Raw genomic sequence first — 16,980 nt, forward strand, 5'->3', positions numbered from 1 at the left:
TAAATTTATTTCTTTGCCGAACGATTCCATGTTAAAGCGAATAAGCTACTTCCTAAAAGAGCAGAAATACTAAAAAATATAAATACTCCGTCCCATCCATAATTATCACTTATCCATCCAACACCAACTCCTGCAATTGCTGCTCCTAAATAACCAAACAAACCTGATAATCCATTAGCTGTACCAACAGCCCCGCGAGTACTAAAATCAGCCGCAGCAATACCTACAAGTAGTTGTGGACCTGAGACAAAAAAACCAACAAGAGAAAGAATTATTATACTTAGCAACTCGCTTTGGATAGGAAGCTTCCAAAATAAGATTAGCAATAAACTAAGTGCTAGCATACATATTGTACTTACAGGACCTCGTCTTCCTTGAAATAATTTATCTGATAAAAAGCCCGCTATTAATGCTCCTGGAATACTTATCATTTCATATAAACCTATTTGTAAACCGGCATTTAAAAGACTTATACCTTGTAAATCCTTTAAAAATGTGGGTGCCCAATAAATTACTCCTAAACGTATTATATATACAAACATGTTTGCTAAACAAACATACCATATTAACTTATTGCAAAATACTATTTTAAGTAATTCAGTAGTTGGCAATGTACCATAATCACTTATTAATTCAGGAGGGTAGTTTTTATATTCTTCAACTGTAGACAAACCTACTTCTTTTGGAGAATTGCGAAGTCTATTATATAAAAAAATTGATACTACACAAGCAACCACCCCAGGTACAAAAAAAGCAGATCTCCAACCAAACTTATCAATTAGGTAACCACAGCTCACCATAGCAAGAGCACCACCTATTTGGTTAGAAGTTGTTCCCATTGCCCATTTAGTTCCAAGCTCTTTAGAAGCAAACCAATGAGTCAACATTTTTGTAGCAGGAGGCCAACCCATTGATTGAAACCAATTACTTGCTATCCACAAAATACCAATAAGGAATAAAGAATCTGAAAAGCCTATTAGAATAGTGATAATACCAACGAACAGAAGACCCAGAACCATAAATATCCGAGCATTAGTTTTATCACTGATAAATCCGTTACAAAATTTACTAACTCCATACATTATGGAAGAAGCAGTTAATATCCAACCAATTTGAGTTTTTGTAACATCAAAATATTCTCTAATAGCCGGTGTTGCTATATTAAAATTTTGACGACAAAAATAAAAAGTTGCATAACCTATAATGATAGAGTACAGAACCCTTATTCGCCAACTGTTGTATTTCTTAACATATGGTGTTCTTGGAATTTTAACTTCAGATTTTGTACTTCTCATATCATAAATCCTATAATTACAAAGAAAACAAGCCTCTAAAAACCTATTTCTTATATTGATACTATTTTTCAATGATATTCACTAAAACTTGATATTCTTTATTTAACCCTTTAACAGCGTAGACCCATAATATTACTATCACAAAGAATATAGAAGCAAAAAATGGTGTTGCTTCTACAAAGCCTAATGCTGGAAATAAAATAAAGAAAGTGGATTGAATAATAGCACCGCCTGATTTACCGAATCTTCCACCAATAACTTCAACGGCAGCTTGTCCCTTGACTCGTAAATCTTTATCAAGTGGAATATAAGCCATATTTTTAGTAGCATCAAATAAAGAATATTTCACACCTTTACTTAAAACATTTTGAATTGTACCGATCATAACCGCAAGTGCTAAAGGACCTGATGCTAAAATACCTGTTAGATACATAGCAATTACACTATCAAAAAAGATAAACGCAAAAAACGCAATACCAGTAATTAGCATCATTAAAGGCGTAATCATCGCAGCAGTTAACCAAGATACTTTCCTTAAAATATTACTTCCTATAATCATAAAGGCTATAGCAACCCAACCTTGATAAGCTTGAAACTGCCCCATATACATAGTATAAGCTTCTTTTGTCGGGTGTAATTCTTTTAACTTTGATTTCCAAACACCTTCAACTAGATTTACAGAAACTCCATAAGCAATAAGTAGTAATGCAATATAACCTACATATTTAGAAGTAAAGATCATCTTAAAGCTCTCTATTAACGACATCTTAGCTTTAGCCTTTTTCCCTTTTACAAGAGTAGGGTCATAAAGTTTAGGATCTGTTAATACATTTTTATTCATCCATCTATACGTAAGTATTACAGCCAAACTGCTTATTATCATAATAACAAATAATGGGGTAAACTTTAAATGCTCTGCTACTATTTGGGTTTTTTCATGTAAGAAATAACCTATAATAATGGAAGTTACAGGCAATGCTAAATTAGCAAGCAATCCAAACATCGAATAAAAACGTTTAGCTTCATCAGTTTTAGTAATTTGGTTAGCAAATTGCCAAAATAATAAGCTTAGCATTAATGTTCCCCAAAGCTCAGCAATAGTATAGAAAGATGCAAAACTCCATTTCCCTACTATTCTTATAAACCATTTAAAATTAGGATAAGCTAAACTTAAAGATTCTGTAGTATCAGGATTTGGATGAACTAAATCAGGATTAGGGTAAAGAACAAATGCAAATAGTGCAAAATATACTAGGAAAAAAGAAGTAATTACGTAAAATACGTTTTCTTGCTTTAAAATATCGCATAGTTTAACGTAAATTATCATAGCAATTACCGCCGAAGGAAGTACTATATAAGTTTTTAAGAAGCTTATTGCTTCAGCCCCTATATCAGTTACTACAAAACCGTCTTTAATTGAACGAAGTGTTGAGTAATTCAGTAAAATACAAAACATCATAAATGCCATTGGTAAGAACTTTTTATTTTCATACCTTTCAATAGGCCAAATTACTTTTCTTAGTTCCGAGATATAATTATCGCTTTTCGTAGTACTCATAAATTAAATTTTTCTATTTGTTTCAAAGATAGGTATTATACTAAAATATGTTAGAAAAGTCAAACATGATGATTATTTATAATAGACTGCAATCAATATTATCCAAGAATTTTTATGAATTACTTTTTTAATCTCAAAACCTATTTTTTCATAAGCGTTTCTAACCTCTTCTATTTGATTGTCAAGAAAACCAGATAACACTAAATAACCATTTTTATTCATAAGGTTGCTAATCTGAATAGATAACTCAATTAAAGGTAAAGTGTAGAAGTCAAGATTTGATCTTACAGACACTATAAAAATTATATCTGAATATCTGATAAATTATGACTGTCAGATAAGTATTCAAGATATAAGATTTCATTGTTCTTTTCAATAGCTAATTTCTTACTATCCTTAAAAGTTTGCATAGGCGTTTTACCATAATAATATTTTCCTGAATGTGGTCGCTCATTATTGAAATGCTCTAACCAAATATCAAGATCTAATTGTAAATCATCAAGATCAGTGTAGATCTTTTTCCGCATAGCTGTATCAAAGAATTCTTGTTTCATAGTTTTATTAAAACGTTCACACATACAATTTGTTTGAGGAGAATATGCTTTAGTAATAGTATGTTCTATACCTTCGATACTTAGAAATAATTCAAAAGCATGATGCTCTATATTTCCCTTATATTCTGACCCGCGATCTGTCAGAATACGAAGTATTGGTATGCCTTGAGTTTCATACCATGGTAACACGCGGTCATTAAGCATATCAGCAGCAGTTAAAGCTGTTTTATCAGTATATAGTTTAGCATCAGCTACTCTGCTATAGCTATCAATAAATACCTGAGAATAAACCTTACCTATACCCTTAAAATTTCCTACATAATATGTATCTTGGCATCCTAGATAACCTGAATGCTGTGTCTCAATCTCGCCATGGGCTTCTTTTTCGCTACGTCGTTTCTCTAGTACTTGTAACTGAGATTCAGTAAGTACAATACCATCCTGAGCCATCCTTGCTTCTAATGCTTTAAGCCTTTTATTGATATTGTTTAAATCATTACGTAACCAAATTGATCTCACTCCTCCAGGTGATACAAGTATACCGCTCTTCTTAAGCTCATTTGATACTCGAATCTGTCCATATGCTGGATATTCTATTGCCATATCCATTACTGCCTTCTCTATCGCTGGATCAACTCTATTCGCTATTATTGGCTTCTTCCGGCTAATCTCATACAACGCTTCTTCACCACCAGTTTCATACAGTTCTTTAAATCTGTAATAACTATCTCTGCTATAGCCCATCGCTTTACATGCTGATGATATGCTACCAAGACTCTTAGCGAGTTCTAGTAATCCTAATTTTGGCTTTATTATTTTTTGATTTAAGTTCATTTCTTATCTCCATTTAATAATTATTTGACCAAAAACAAGATTTGTTACAAAAAAAGAAGAGAAGAATTAAATAGAAGAGTAAAAAGTTTACTTGAGCAAAAGAAGCAAGCCGCAAACACAACAAATTAATCTCTTAGGGTTTAATTCCCCGAAGCTCTGCTTCGTGATATACTAGATGCATGGAAGAAAGCAGTTATATACATAAAAGTCATAATGTCACAGTACTAATATATCATTTAGTAACACCGGCAAAGTATAGAAGAGTAATATTCAATGAGGAACTAGACGATTATTTATGTAAAATTTGTGAGGACATAGAAGCTCGTTATGAAATTAGATTTTTGGAAATAGGAGTAGATAAAGATCATGTACATTTTTTACTACAGTCAATACTAATGTATAGCCCAACAAAAATAACTCAAATCATAAAAAGTATTACATCTAAGGAAATGTTTAAGAAATATCCAAATCTTAAAGAAAAATTATGGGGAAGTGAGTTTTGGAGTAAAGGATATTTTATGAGCACAGTAGGTAAACATGGTGATGAGCGGAAATTACGTAATTATGTAAAAAATCAAGGTTCAGGCAAACCTTCTTATAAAGCATTTCAACAAAAACAGTTAAAACTTTTTGGATAGATACCTCGTAGCTCTGCTGCGAGGAGTATCATTAATTAATTTATTTTACTAAATGTAAGATAAAATCTCAACTATTACAGCTTATGACCAAATCAAACTTACTATTCAAAACTTACGCTATGAGTGGAAGAGTGATAAATTATTGTAAGAATAATTAAACATGTCAAAGAGGAACAGATTGCAAGCAATACCAATTAATAGAACAGATTACTGTCAATTTTTAACAATTAGCCAAAAGAATTATAGTTTAACCTACTACGCTGAACATGCCAAGAAATGTAGCCATGATGTTATTAATAGATTTTTAGAAAATGAAAAATATACTCCTTCTTTGTTATGGGAACACATTAAGAATGATGTTATCTTTTCATCTAACGGATATACAATATTTGATGATACGGTGTTAAACAAAAGGAACACAAAGAAAATAGAGGTTGCTAGATCGCAGTATAGTGGAGCTACAGGTGGAGTTACTACCGGTATAGGAGTAGTGAGTCTTGTATATTATAACCCCGATATTGATAAGTTTTGGGTAATAGATTATCGCATTTTTTCACCTGATCATGATGGAGCGACGAAACTAGATCACCTACTAAAGATGTTCAATAATGCTGTTTATAGTAAAAAGATTCCTTTTCAAACTGTACTTTTTGACACATGGTATGCTACACACAAAATTATGCAACATGTTGACTCCTTGGGCAAATATTATTATGCCCCTATTAAAGCCAATAGAAATGTTAGTAAAACGTGTGATTACGAGCCTTATAAAGCTGTTAGCAAGTTGACGTTTTCAGATGAAGAAATTAAGAATGGAATGGAGATTCATATAAAAGGATTTGCCAAAAATAAGCATGTTAATTTGTTTAACATTTACTGTTTCTACCAACAGAGTTGATTATGTTGTTACCAATAACAAAACTCAAAAATCTTCTAAAGCTGCACAAGATGAGTTTGGCTTGCGATGGGTAATTGAGAGCATGCATAGAAAAATTAAGCAACTGACTGGTATAGAACGTTGCCAATGCAGAAAACAGCGTATCCAACGTAATCACATTAGTTGTGCATTTCTAGTTTGGGCTTTTCTCAAAAGAACTGCAAATAAAATAGGTAAAACGGTCTACCAAATAAAGTTAGGGCTTTTAGATGACTATATGCAACAACAGCTTCGTTCTCCATCTTTACGATATTTAGAACCAAACATAGCGTAAGTTTTGTATTATAATAACTATTTGATAAAATATTTTCAGAAGTGTTTTGATAGAATTGTACATAAGAATCATTAAAGCCAGCATTTTCTTTTGCAATCTCTACTGATGCATTATCAATATCACAAGCTAAAATATCTGCCTCATTCCATAATTTTTCAGCTATAAATGAAAGAATTCCACTACCAGTACCTATATCTAAAATTTTATCTGCCTTAATAGCTTTAAGATATTCTAAAGCCTCTATACATCCTGATGTAGTCTCGTGAGTACCAGTGCCAAAAGCTCTAGAAGCTTCAATTAATATAAGTATTTTATCTTTAGGGCATTTATCTTGATGTAATGTTGTACAAATAAAGAAACTACCTGTTTGAATTGGTGCTAATTGGTTTTGATAAAGTGCTACCCAATCTTTATTTTCAATTTTTTTACTAATTATGTCACTAATGATTTCTATATTGTTTAATTTTGCTAATTCCTGCACTTCTTTTTTTAAAGAAATCAGATTTATTTCATCATCACAATAAATTTCAAAACACCAAATATCTTCAGATTGTGATTCTAAAGTTTTTGATTTTATTTCATAAACAGAAGTAGCACTTACTTTTTCTGTAAAAAATTCTTCAAGTATATTTATATCCTTATATTGAATATTAAATGAAATTTTAAAAATATCTTTTGATTGACTATCAGATTTAAACATGATCTACTTATGTGATAAAATTTTAATAAGGTCTATATGATAAGAACTATAATTATTACTATTTCTGCAATATTATTGTTAACTTCAAACAGCTTTGCAGATGATACTATACCTAATACTTCAAAAAAAGATACCACAACAGATAGTACAACACAAAAAATTCTAGATGAATTTTATTCCTATGCTGGTACTATTAAGCCAGAAATACGTGAAGAAATACAAAAATATAGAATAGAAGTAGTTAACATTAATAAAAAGAAACGTGAACTATATGACAAGCTTTCTAAAGAAGCACAAAATTTTTTAGCAAAAGAACAAGAATATAAACAAAGATTATCTTCCTCCAGCATGGCTACCGAAGATAGTAAAGATAATATGTAGAAGTCAAGATTTGATCTTACAGACACTATAAAAATTATATCTGAATATCTGATAAATTATGACTGTCAGATAAGTATTCAAGATATAAGATTTCATTGTTCTTTTCAATAGCTAATTTCTTACTATCCTTAAAAGTTTGCATAGGCGTTTTACCATAATAATATTTTCCTGAATGTGGTCGCTCATTATTGAAATGCTCTAACCAAATATCAAGATCTAATTGTAAATCATCAAGATCAGTGTAGATCTTTTTCCGCATAGCTGTATCAAAGAATTCTTGTTTCATAGTTTTATTAAAACGTTCACACATACAATTTGTTTGAGGAGAATATGCTTTAGTAATAGTATGTTCTATACCTTCGATACTTAGAAATAATTCAAAAGCATGATGCTCTATATTTCCCTTATATTCTGACCCGCGATCTGTCAGAATACGAAGTATTGGTATGCCTTGAGTTTCATACCATGGTAACACGCGGTCATTAAGCATATCAGCAGCAGTTAAAGCTGTTTTATCAGTATATAGTTTAGCATCAGCTACTCTGCTATAGCTATCAATAAATACCTGAGAATAAACCTTACCTATACCCTTAAAATTTCCTACATAATGTCATTGTCAAATAAAAAGGGACCAGTAAATTGCACGAAAAAGGGACCACTATATGTAAAAATTTTTATGTCAAATGACCTCCAAATTTATAGTTATTAATACGATAACTTTTACCTGTGATGTTTAGTATATGTGCATGATGTACTACTCGATCAATAATTGCATGAGTTAATAACTCATCAGCAAATATTTCATTCCATCTTTCAAAATCCTTGTTTGTGGTAATAATGGTAGATTTATTTTCATATCGTTTAGCAATAATATTAAAAAAATCATCTACTGAATGTTTTGGTAATTGCTTAAAACCTAACTCATCAAGAATTAATAAGTCAAATGATAAGAGTAATTTAACTTTTTTGTGATAGCTATTATCTGCTCTTGCAATATGTAAATTATAAAGCATATCCGATACCGTAGTAAAATATACAGAGTATTCTCGTGTTAAAGCTTTTAATGCTAATCCAATAGCAAGATGAGTTTTGCCAGTTCCAGAATTACCTATGAATATGACATTGCCCTTAGTATTAATATAATCACAAGTAGATAAATCACTTATTACTTTGGCATCAATACTTGGTTGGAACTGAAAATCAAAGTCTTCTAAATTTTTAGTGACTGGTAATTTAGCAGCACTTTTACGACGACGGTAATTATTATCCTTACGGTGAGATTTTTCATCTTCACATAATAGTGAGAGAAATTCTTTAAATCCTAGTTTATTATTTTGAGCATAAATAATCCTTTCATTTAAGCTATTGACTATACCTGATAATCTAAAACTACGTAGGTCATTAAGCAAGTTCTGCATTCTGACCTCCAAACTCTGGCAATGGTAAGTTTACTGCATTACTATTTAAGATATTTTTAATTTTAGAGTAAGAACTTATACCGTAATGTAATGCTCTATGACAAGCTTTATCTATTAACTCATCATTGTAAACCTTACGTAAAGAAATAATACCTCTAGCACAACGTTGCCAATCATTTACTCGTGTTTGTTGTAATAACTCTAATAATAAACTGCAATTATTTCCTATCTGCTGCATTTGTTGTTGATAATGTTCACTATATTCTATAAAACCTGGGCATAGACGTTTATATTTGGCATAATGAGACGGATTAGTGGTAAATATTCCTTTGCCATCTGTTCTAACGTGCCTTGCTATTAAATCATTTTGGATAGAAAATATTTGAACAAGTTTTGGTGATAATTGTACCAGTACCTCACTGTATATATATTTTGCCGGTACGGAATAATAATTATTATCTATGGTGATATGACAATCTTTTGCTACTTTTCGATTATGCCACGATGACAAATCAAACGTTTCTAATGGTAAAGGCATTAAATTATTACTTTCTTCTTGCTCAAATAGTTCCTGAGGAATTTTTTTAGTAGTACCATGTATTCGGTTATTTGCTTTATTTAACCAGTTAGCAAGATCATGTGTTAATTCTTCATATCTATGAAATTTACGTCCAGCAAAAAAATTATTTTTGACATACTTTATTCCTGATTCTACTTTGCCTTTTTCTTGAGGTTGATATACACGACAAGGAGAAAGTAAAATTCCATAATGATCAGCTAAACGTTTGTATTCCTTCTGATATACGGGCTCATAGAAATTGCTATCTACCACTCCAGCTTTAAGATTATCAAGTTTTATTACTTTTGGACTGCCAGCAAAATAATTAAATGCATTGATATGACATTGTATCCATGTTTGACAACTTTGATCAAACACTACTTCATAATAATCAAGGCGACTATAACTTAAACGCATATTAAATACATATGCTTTAACTCTACGCCCCTTAGAATTATACTGTAAGCCTATGTCACCAAAATCTACTTGTGCTTCCTCTCCTGCTAAAGTATGAAAACGAATGCAACTGTTATTTTGTATCTTATATTTTTTGATATAACGGGTTAGCGAACCATAACTTTTTGTATAACCTTGAATTTTTAACTCTTCAAAAATTCTTATGTAACTTAGATTCTTTTCTAATAACTCAATTATTTGTTCGTGCCAAGAATCCAGTGCTGAAGATCGTTCATAGGGTGCAGGAGATTCTGTACCAGACTCTACATAACGGTTTACTATTTTTCTTACTGTTTTACGGTCTATTCTCGTTAGTTTGGCAATATTTCTTTGACTATTGCCTTGCTTATAAAGGGTGATAATTGTTGTGTACATATTTATTCTTATCATTGTATCACTAGATATTTATTTTAATTAATTATCTAGTGAATATTGCACATTATAACCTTATTAGGTTACACCAAATTCTCTGGTCCCTTTTTCGTGCAATTTACTGGTCCCTTTTACTTTAGCAATGACAATTAATTGGTATTGCTTGCAATCTGTTCCTCTTTGACATGTTTAATTATTCTTACAATAATTTATCACTCTTCCACTCATAGCGTAAGTTTTGCTAATTTATTAAGCAATCTTGATATCGTACTTGCAGATACTTTTTGACTCCAGTTGTTAGCTAGTTCCATGGTGGTTTTATCAAAATTTAATTCTATAAATTTTTTAAATCCCTCTATGTCTCTTATTATTCTACGATGTCCTGTATGATAACCACTCTTTGCTTTGATATCGCCGGTTTGTTTCTTTAATTTTTTCCATTCTATTATAGTCTTCCTACTAATAGAGTATATCTCAGAAGTCTCTTTTATTGTTTTACCATCTGTTAAACTTTTTATTACTCGTATTCTTAAATCGTATGAATATGCCTTTGCCATAAGTTTTTCATTTAGTATAATCTAACTCATACTCTAAGTCACTATCTTATCGCATTAAGCTATAGATAAATTCGCAAGTGAACGCTTAAAGCAACGTCGTATTGCAATAGGTCTTAGTCAAAAAGAACTCGACGAAACTTTAGACATTAGTGCTATTCAAATAAAAAAATATGAAGAGGGAATAAGTACTATACCAGTAAGTAGATTATATGTTTTAGCAAAAGTTTTAAATACGCCGTTAAAGCATTTTTTCAACGCTTCTATTTCCGAAGAAGAAAAATTAAATATTGATGATAATATTTTTGATAATGTGTAATAGTTGAGATTTTATCTTATATTTAGTAAAATAAATTAATTATTAAATGGAGATAAGAAATGAACTTAAATCAAAAAATAATAAAGCCAAAATTAGGATTACTAGAACTCGCTAAGAGTCTTGGTAGCATATCATCAGCATGTAAAGCGATGTGATATAGCAGAGATAGTTATTACAGATTTAAAGAACTGTATGAAACTGGTGGTGAAGAAGCGTTGTATGAGATTAGCCGGAAGAAGCCAATAATAGCGAATAGAGTTGATCCAGCGATAGAGAAGGCAGTAATGGATATGGCAATAGAATATCCAGCATATGGACAGATTCGAGTATCAAATGAGCTTAAGAAGAGCGGTATACTTGTATCACCTGGAGGAGTGAGATCAATTTGGTTACGTAATGATTTAAACAATATCAATAAAAGGCTTAAAGCATTAGAAGCAAGGATGGCTCAGGATGGTATTGTACTTACTGAATCTCAGTTACAAGTACTAGAGAAACGACGTAGCGAAAAAGAAGCCCATGGCGAGATTGAGACACAGCATTCAGGTTATCTAGGATGCCAAGATACATATTATGTAGGAAATTTTAAGGGTATAGGTAAGGTTTATTCTCAGGTATTTATTGATAGCTATAGCAGAGTAGCTGATGCTAAACTATATACTGATAAAACAGCTTTAACTGCTGCTGATATGCTTAATGACCGCGTGTTACCATGGTATGAAACTCAAGGCATACCAATACTTCGTATTCTGACAGATTGTGGGTCAGAATATAAGGGAAATATAGAGCATCATGCTTTTGAATTATTTCTAAGTATCGAAGGTATAGAACATACTATTACTAAAGCATATTCTCCTCAAACAAATGGTATGTGTGAACGTTTTAATAAAACTATGAAACAAGAATTCTTTGATACAGCTATGCGGAAAAAGATCTACACTGATCTTGATGATTTACAATTAGATCTTGATATTTGGTTAGAGCATTTCAATAATGAGCGACCACATTCAGGAAAATATTGTTATGGTAAAACGCCTATGCAAACTTTTAAGGATAGTAAGAAATTAGCTATTGAAAAGAACAATGAAATCTTATATCTTGAATACTCATCTGACAGTCATAATTTATCAGATATTCAGATATAATTTTTATAGTGCCTGTAAGATCAAATCTTGACTTCTACAAATAATGAAACTGAATATTTATCTAACGAAATAGGCGAAAATCTCTTAAGTAACGTGACTGAAGAAGATGCGGAGTATGAATATAATATTCCTTTTAATAGAGAAGACTTAACTAGAACTTTAGAAAGAGAAATCCTATCATTAACTAGAGCGTTTACTAAAATACAGAATCCAGATGTTAGAAAAATAATCATTGAACTTGTTAGATCACTCGCTATTTGCGTATAAGTATTTTTACCCTGCATTGCTTATTGCAAGAAAGCGTTGTAATATGAATCGATTCTATTCCGTGATGGGGTTGTTACGTGGATACCAAGTCGTCATTGCGAATGAGTGAAGCGAATGTGGCAATCCAGGAAAAATAATAAAAAATACTATAAATTAGCATTTTTTAGCTGGATTGCGTACCTACAATTACTTCATAATTTCCTTAGCTCAGACGGAAAAAATGATTCACTAGGGCAATGCCACCACGGCATGACAAGGATTGAACTGAATCATCCAACAACATTAATTTTTTCTTGTAATAAGAGGAAAACAACCCACATAGGCAATAAATCTTTATCTATAATCTATATTATGCTAAAATGCTGTCTTTAATACTTAAAATAAAAGGGCAGCTATTAGTGTCAAAATTTTCCTTTGATATTCATAATCAACATAAAAAAGCAAGAAGCGGGATTATTACTACTGCTCACGGCAATATTCGTACGCCTGCTTTTATGCCAGTCGGAACAAGAGGAACAGTTAAAGCAATGCTACCTGAATCGGTAGCTAAGACCGGTAGCGATATTCTACTCGGTAACACCTACCACTTAATGCTACAACCAAGTGCTGAACGTATTGCTAAACTCGGTGGTTTGCATAAATTTATGAATTGGAATAAGCCAATACTAACCGATTCTGGTGGGTTTCAAGTAATGTCGCTATCAAAATTACGCAAGATAACCGAAGAGGGAGTAAGTTTTAACTCACATATTAATGGTGATAAATATTTGCTGACGCCTGAACGTTCTACCGAGATACAACATCTGCTTGGCAGCACTATTACCATGGCTTTTGACGAATGTACGCCTTATCCTGCAACGTTTGAGGAGGCCAAAACCTCTATGCAGCTCACAACTAGATGGGCACATAGATCAAGAGAGGCGTTTATCAAGCAAGATGGTTATGCACAGTTCGGTATTATTCAAGGAAGTGTTTATGAAGAATTACGTGAGCAATCGGCTAAAGATTTAATAGAGCTTGATTTTGAAGGGTATGCTATAGGCGGACTTGCTGTTGGGGAGGGGCAAGAACTTATGTTTAAAGTTCTTGATTACACCCCTGATTTTCTACCGCAAAATAAACCTAGATATTTGATGGGGGTCGGTAAACCTACTGATATTATTGGGGCAGTCAGCAGAGGGGTAGATATGTTTGACTGCGTAATCCCGACTCGGTCAGGTCGTAATGGTCAGGCTTTTACAAAATACGGCACAGTAAATATCCGCAATAGTAAATATGCTGAAGATAATGAGCCTTTGGAAACTGATTGCCTTTGCCCTGCTTGCAAAAATTATAGCAAGGCCTATTTGCATCATTTAGTTAGAATAGGTGAGATACTTGGAGCGATGCTAATGACTTGGCACAATCTTACATATTTCCAAAACCTTATGAGCCGTATTAGGAAGTATATTGCCTTAGGTAAAGACTTTGATTTTACTACGTGATAAACTTCAAAAATTGGCTATAGCAAAAAACAATAAGGTTCAGACATTAAATTTGCGAGCGAGATTGCGGAGCGTATATTAAATTGTTTTATTTAAATAGAAAAATTATTGTTATTATTTTTTTATAAATTACATATTAAAATGAAAAAATCTATAAAATCAAATAAACATTCTAAGGCTGAAAAAGAAACTTTATATTTGCTAAAAAGCTCTAAAAATGCTCAGAGATTAAAGCAAGCAATTAAGGATTTTGAAGTAAATAAAAATTTTAAAATGACTTTTTTACAAAAACTCAAATGAAAAAAATTTTAGGAATTGAATCGAGTTGTGATGATACTAGTGTTTCTATAATAACTGAAGATAGGAAAATCTTATCGAATATAGTCATATCACAAAATACAGAACATGCAGACTATAAGGGAGTAGTGCCGGAAATAGCTGCACGTTCTCATTTAGCTAATCTCGAAAAAGCTATGAAGCAGGCTTTACTTGAAAGCAATACTAGCTTAGATAAAATTATGGCAATAGCTGCCACTTCAGGACCTGGTTTAATTGGCGGCGTTATAGTTGGCTCAATGTTTGCAAAGTCCCTCTCTAGCATTTTAAGTAAGCCTTTTATTGCAGTAAATCATTTAGAAGGACACGCATTAACTGCAAGATTAACCGATAACATCCCATATCCATATTTGCTTTTATTAGCTTCCGGTGGGCATTGTCAATTTGTAGCAGTACTTGGGCTTGGAAAATATAAGATTCTTGGTAGTACTATAGACGATGCAGTAGGTGAGGCTTTTGATAAAGTGGCTAAGATGCTTGACTTGCCTTTCCCAGGTGGTCCTAAAATTGAAAAAATGGCAAAGCTGGGTGATCCTTACAAATATAAATTCCCAAAACCGATTATTAATAGCGGCGATTGTAATATGTCTTTCTCAGGACTTAAAACGGCAGTGCGTACTCTGATAATGAGTTTACAAGAGATTAACGATACTATAATTAACGATATAGCAGCAAGTTTTCAGTTTACTGTAGGGGAAATTTTAAGCAACAAAGTGTTAACTGCTATTAAGGCTTATGAACAGCTAATAAATAATTCTAATAAAAATATAGTAATAGCCGGCGGGGTGGCTGCTAATAAATATTTGCAAGAAGTATTAAGTAATTGTACCAAAATACATGGTTATAAGCTTATTTATCCGCCCCCAACGCTATGTACTGATAATGCTGCGATGATTGCTTATGCCGGACTTGAGCGTTATAATAATAGGTTATTTACGCCTTTAAATTTCTGTCCTAAAGCTAGATGGAGTTTAGAAGAAATATAGAAGTTGACCCCCCTAAATTTACTAATACAATTACCATAAAATATGGTAGATTTTATATAGAAAGAGGTAAGCTTATGAAAAATAAAGATTACGGGAATATATATAAAGCTTGTAATAGTTTTTCTAAAGCAATAACATTCGCTCAATCCGCACTAAGTTATATCTTTAAATTATCTAATACACCAACATATTATAGTATAATAAAAGTAATATTATTGAAAGCATCTAAAATAGATCTTACAAATTTTAAAATTAAGGGTATAGCTACGAATGCTTTTCTTATTTATGAAATATTAAAGCAAGTTGAAAAAGTTATAAATACTTTTTATGAAAAGCAGCAATTAACAAGCAAAATTCTTGACGATTCACAAAATACTATTAAGAAAATTTATGAAACAACGGGTTATTTATTAGCTGAGGTAAGTGAAACAGAAAGCATAATAGAACCATTATCTAATGATACTCCTCGCAGCAGAGCTACGAGGTATCTATCCAAAAAGTTTTAACTGTTTTTGTTGAAATGCTTTATAAGAAGGTTTGCCTGAACCTTGATTTTTTACATAATTACGTAATTTCCGCTCATCACCATGTTTACATACTGTGCTCATAAAATATCCTTTACTCCAAAACTCACTTCCCCATAATTTTTCTTTAAGATTTGGATATTTCTTAAACATTTCCTTAGATGTAATACTTTTTATGATTTGAGTTATTTTTGTTGGGCTATACATTAGTATTGACTGTAGTAAAAAATGTACATGATCTTTATCTACTCCTATTTCCAAAAATCTAATTTCATAACGAGCTTCTATGTCCTCACAAATTTTACATAAATAATCGTCTAGTTCCTCATTGAATATTACTCTTCTATACTTTGCCGGTGTTACTAAATGATATATTAGTACTGTGACATTATCACTTTTATGTATATAACTGCTTTCTTCCATGCATCTAGTATATCACGAAGCAGACCTTCGGGGAATTAAACCCTAAGAGATTAAGATAGACGAAGTTTTATTTGGAAAAGAGCAAGACGTTTTGATATTTTTAACCGCAGCGTATACTTAATACTTAAGGATTAAAAATGAAAAACAACGTAGCCAATTTTTCAAATTAAACGAGTCTACCCGCCGAATTGCTCTTTAATAATACGATCTTCTAAAGTATGGTTTTTATTAAAGAGCAGTTTGATAGATTTATCGTTAGTTGATTTGATAGTAACTGATTTTATATTACTAAATTCCTGAAAATCGGCAGTGGCGTTTACTGGTCTTTTATTTGTATTAAGTATTTCAAATTTAATGGAAGCCGAAGACGGTAATAATGCACCGTGCCACCTACGTGGTCTGAATGAACATATAGGAGTTAGGCATAACATATTTGACTCTAAGGGTAGAATATGACCACCAGCAGATAAATTATAGGCACTACTACCTGCTGGCGTTGCAACTAAAGCTCCATCTGCTACTAGCTCACTCATTCGCTCTACGCCGTTTACTTCAATTCTAAACTTAGCAGCTTGATTAGTTTTGCGGAATATTGATACTTCATTAATCGCAAGAGCTTCATATATTTGACTATCCACAGCTTCAGCTTGCATTAAAAGTGGATTAAGAATAGAGGCTGTACTTTCTTGCATATTTTGCAATATATTTTTAATATCTAAAGGATTCATCAGAAAGCCGAGACTACCTAAATTAATACCATAAAAAGGTATGTTTAAATGCATATAACGATGTATGTTATGCAGTAACTCCCCATCCCCGCCGGCTACCATGATTACATCTGCATCTTCCACGTCACAATAAGCATAAAGCTTTTTTATTTTCTCTATATTATCTGAAGATTTAGAACTTTGGCTATAAACTAATGCTATTTTATTTATATTCATTGTGAATTTCTTTTTTTAAGAT

General features: G+C 31.9%; 19 protein-coding genes and 3 pseudogenes. 11 read left to right on the forward strand and 11 right to left on the reverse strand.

The genetic code is table 11. The features are described from left to right. Window positions 1-5 precede the first annotated feature (5 nt). The 4 genes from ACOAL3_RS00715 to ACOAL3_RS00730 form a co-directional block, all read right to left on the reverse strand. Window positions 6-1,295, reverse strand: coding sequence for an MFS transporter (locus ACOAL3_RS00715; RefSeq protein ID WP_395476830.1), 1,290 nt, complete (start codon window positions 1,293-1,295; stop codon window positions 6-8). Between the two features lie 61 nt (window positions 1,296-1,356). After that, the gene (tlc1, locus tag ACOAL3_RS00720; protein ID WP_395476831.1) at window positions 1,357-2,853 is read right to left on the reverse strand and encodes an ATP/ADP exchange transporter Tlc1; all 1,497 of its coding nucleotides are present in this window, start codon (window positions 2,851-2,853) and stop codon (window positions 1,357-1,359) included. A gap of 72 nt (window positions 2,854-2,925) precedes the next feature. After that, a complete protein-coding gene (locus ACOAL3_RS00725; RefSeq protein ID WP_395476832.1) occupies window positions 2,926-3,075 on the reverse strand; it encodes a 50S ribosomal protein L11 methyltransferase in 150 nt (49 codons plus the stop codon). 80 nt (window positions 3,076-3,155) lie between these two features. After that, window positions 3,156-4,241 carry an IS481 family transposase gene (locus tag ACOAL3_RS00730; RefSeq protein WP_419235132.1) on the reverse strand — a complete coding sequence of 362 codons (1,086 nt, stop codon included), beginning with the start codon at window positions 4,239-4,241 and terminating at the stop codon, window positions 3,156-3,158. Between the two features lie 179 nt (window positions 4,242-4,420). Between ACOAL3_RS00730 and tnpA (ACOAL3_RS00735) the strand changes: the two genes are divergently transcribed. The 3 genes and pseudogenes from tnpA (ACOAL3_RS00735) to ACOAL3_RS00745 all read left to right on the forward strand — a co-directional run. Continuing rightward, a complete protein-coding gene (gene tnpA / locus ACOAL3_RS00735) occupies window positions 4,421-4,879 on the forward strand; it encodes an IS200/IS605 family transposase (protein ID WP_419235133.1) in 459 nt (152 codons plus the stop codon). A 160-nt stretch (window positions 4,880-5,039) separates the two neighbouring features. Next, complete coding sequence (locus ACOAL3_RS00740) at window positions 5,040-5,777, forward strand: hypothetical protein (RefSeq protein ID WP_419234737.1); 738 nt, start codon at window positions 5,040-5,042, stop codon at window positions 5,775-5,777. 67 nt (window positions 5,778-5,844) lie between these two features. Then, window positions 5,845-5,944, forward strand: a pseudogene (locus ACOAL3_RS00745) (IS701 family transposase); the annotation flags it as partial. 21 nt (window positions 5,945-5,965) lie between these two features. On the opposite strand, the gene ACOAL3_RS00750 reads toward ACOAL3_RS00745, so the two are convergent. Then, window positions 5,966-6,790, reverse strand: a complete 825-nt coding sequence (locus ACOAL3_RS00750; protein ID WP_419235134.1) for a 50S ribosomal protein L11 methyltransferase — start codon at window positions 6,788-6,790, stop codon at window positions 5,966-5,968. A gap of 36 nt (window positions 6,791-6,826) precedes the next feature. Here ACOAL3_RS00750 and ACOAL3_RS00755 point away from each other — a divergent pair, with 36 nt between their 5' ends. Continuing rightward, window positions 6,827-7,171: a hypothetical protein gene (locus tag ACOAL3_RS00755; RefSeq protein WP_419235135.1), complete on the forward strand. Its 345-nt coding sequence runs from the start codon at window positions 6,827-6,829 to the stop codon at window positions 7,169-7,171. A gap of 34 nt (window positions 7,172-7,205) precedes the next feature. Here the strand turns inward: ACOAL3_RS00755 and ACOAL3_RS00760 are convergent. The 4 genes and pseudogenes from ACOAL3_RS00760 to ACOAL3_RS00775 all read right to left on the reverse strand — a co-directional run. Then, window positions 7,206-7,781, reverse strand: a pseudogene (locus tag ACOAL3_RS00760) (integrase core domain-containing protein); the annotation flags it as partial. 64 nt (window positions 7,782-7,845) lie between these two features. After that, window positions 7,846-8,589: an IS21-like element helper ATPase IstB gene (gene istB, locus ACOAL3_RS00765; protein WP_419234522.1), complete on the reverse strand. Its 744-nt coding sequence runs from the start codon at window positions 8,587-8,589 to the stop codon at window positions 7,846-7,848. Beyond that, complete coding sequence (gene istA / locus ACOAL3_RS00770; protein ID WP_419234561.1) at window positions 8,573-9,979, reverse strand: IS21 family transposase; 1,407 nt, start codon at window positions 9,977-9,979, stop codon at window positions 8,573-8,575. Before istA ends, istB begins: the two co-directional genes overlap by 17 nt. 221 nt (window positions 9,980-10,200) lie before the next feature. Continuing rightward, a complete protein-coding gene (locus tag ACOAL3_RS00775) occupies window positions 10,201-10,533 on the reverse strand; it encodes an IS630 transposase-related protein (protein ID WP_419235136.1) in 333 nt (110 codons plus the stop codon). Between the two features lie 145 nt (window positions 10,534-10,678). On the opposite strand from ACOAL3_RS00775, the gene ACOAL3_RS00780 reads away from it, so the two are divergent. The 7 genes and pseudogenes from ACOAL3_RS00780 (at window position 10,679) to ACOAL3_RS00810 (ending at window position 15,573) form a co-directional block, all read left to right on the forward strand. Next, a complete protein-coding gene (locus tag ACOAL3_RS00780; protein WP_419235665.1) occupies window positions 10,679-10,849 on the forward strand; it encodes a hypothetical protein in 171 nt (56 codons plus the stop codon). A gap of 59 nt (window positions 10,850-10,908) precedes the next feature. Beyond that, window positions 10,909-11,994 (forward strand): annotated as a pseudogene (locus ACOAL3_RS00785) (IS481 family transposase). 27 nt (window positions 11,995-12,021) lie between these two features. Continuing rightward, window positions 12,022-12,261 (forward strand): hypothetical protein, encoded by a 240-nt coding sequence (locus ACOAL3_RS00790; RefSeq protein ID WP_419235137.1) that lies wholly within the window; start codon window positions 12,022-12,024, stop codon window positions 12,259-12,261. Between the two features lie 398 nt (window positions 12,262-12,659). Beyond that, the gene (gene tgt, locus ACOAL3_RS00795) at window positions 12,660-13,745 is read left to right on the forward strand and encodes a tRNA guanosine(34) transglycosylase Tgt (RefSeq protein WP_419235666.1); all 1,086 of its coding nucleotides are present in this window, start codon (window positions 12,660-12,662) and stop codon (window positions 13,743-13,745) included. A gap of 141 nt (window positions 13,746-13,886) precedes the next feature. Continuing rightward, window positions 13,887-14,045, forward strand: a complete 159-nt coding sequence (locus tag ACOAL3_RS00800) for a type II toxin-antitoxin system Phd/YefM family antitoxin (protein WP_395476730.1) — start codon at window positions 13,887-13,889, stop codon at window positions 14,043-14,045. Beyond that, the gene (tsaD, locus tag ACOAL3_RS00805) at window positions 14,042-15,067 is read left to right on the forward strand and encodes a tRNA (adenosine(37)-N6)-threonylcarbamoyltransferase complex transferase subunit TsaD (protein ID WP_419235138.1); all 1,026 of its coding nucleotides are present in this window, start codon (window positions 14,042-14,044) and stop codon (window positions 15,065-15,067) included. The genes ACOAL3_RS00800 and tsaD overlap by 4 nt, the downstream gene beginning before the upstream one ends. A 74-nt stretch (window positions 15,068-15,141) precedes the next feature. Beyond that, the gene (locus ACOAL3_RS00810; protein WP_419235139.1) at window positions 15,142-15,573 is read left to right on the forward strand and encodes a DUF5424 family protein; all 432 of its coding nucleotides are present in this window, start codon (window positions 15,142-15,144) and stop codon (window positions 15,571-15,573) included. Here the strand turns inward: ACOAL3_RS00810 and tnpA (ACOAL3_RS00815) are convergent. Together tnpA (ACOAL3_RS00815) and ACOAL3_RS00820 are read right to left on the reverse strand one after the other, a co-directional pair. Further along, entirely contained in the window at window positions 15,556-16,014 is a 459-nt protein-coding gene (gene tnpA / locus ACOAL3_RS00815; protein WP_419235140.1) for an IS200/IS605 family transposase, read from the reverse strand. The two genes, ACOAL3_RS00810 and tnpA (ACOAL3_RS00815), sit on opposite strands and share 18 nt — an antisense overlap. A gap of 176 nt (window positions 16,015-16,190) precedes the next feature. Next, window positions 16,191-16,958 (reverse strand): NAD kinase, encoded by a 768-nt coding sequence (locus ACOAL3_RS00820; protein ID WP_419235141.1) that lies wholly within the window; start codon window positions 16,956-16,958, stop codon window positions 16,191-16,193. Between the last annotated feature and the right edge of the window lie 22 nt (window positions 16,959-16,980).

Origin of the sequence: Rickettsia endosymbiont of Nabis limbatus (assembly GCF_965196655.1) — a bacterium.
Taxonomy (GTDB): Bacteria; Pseudomonadota; Alphaproteobacteria; order Rickettsiales; family Rickettsiaceae; genus Rickettsia.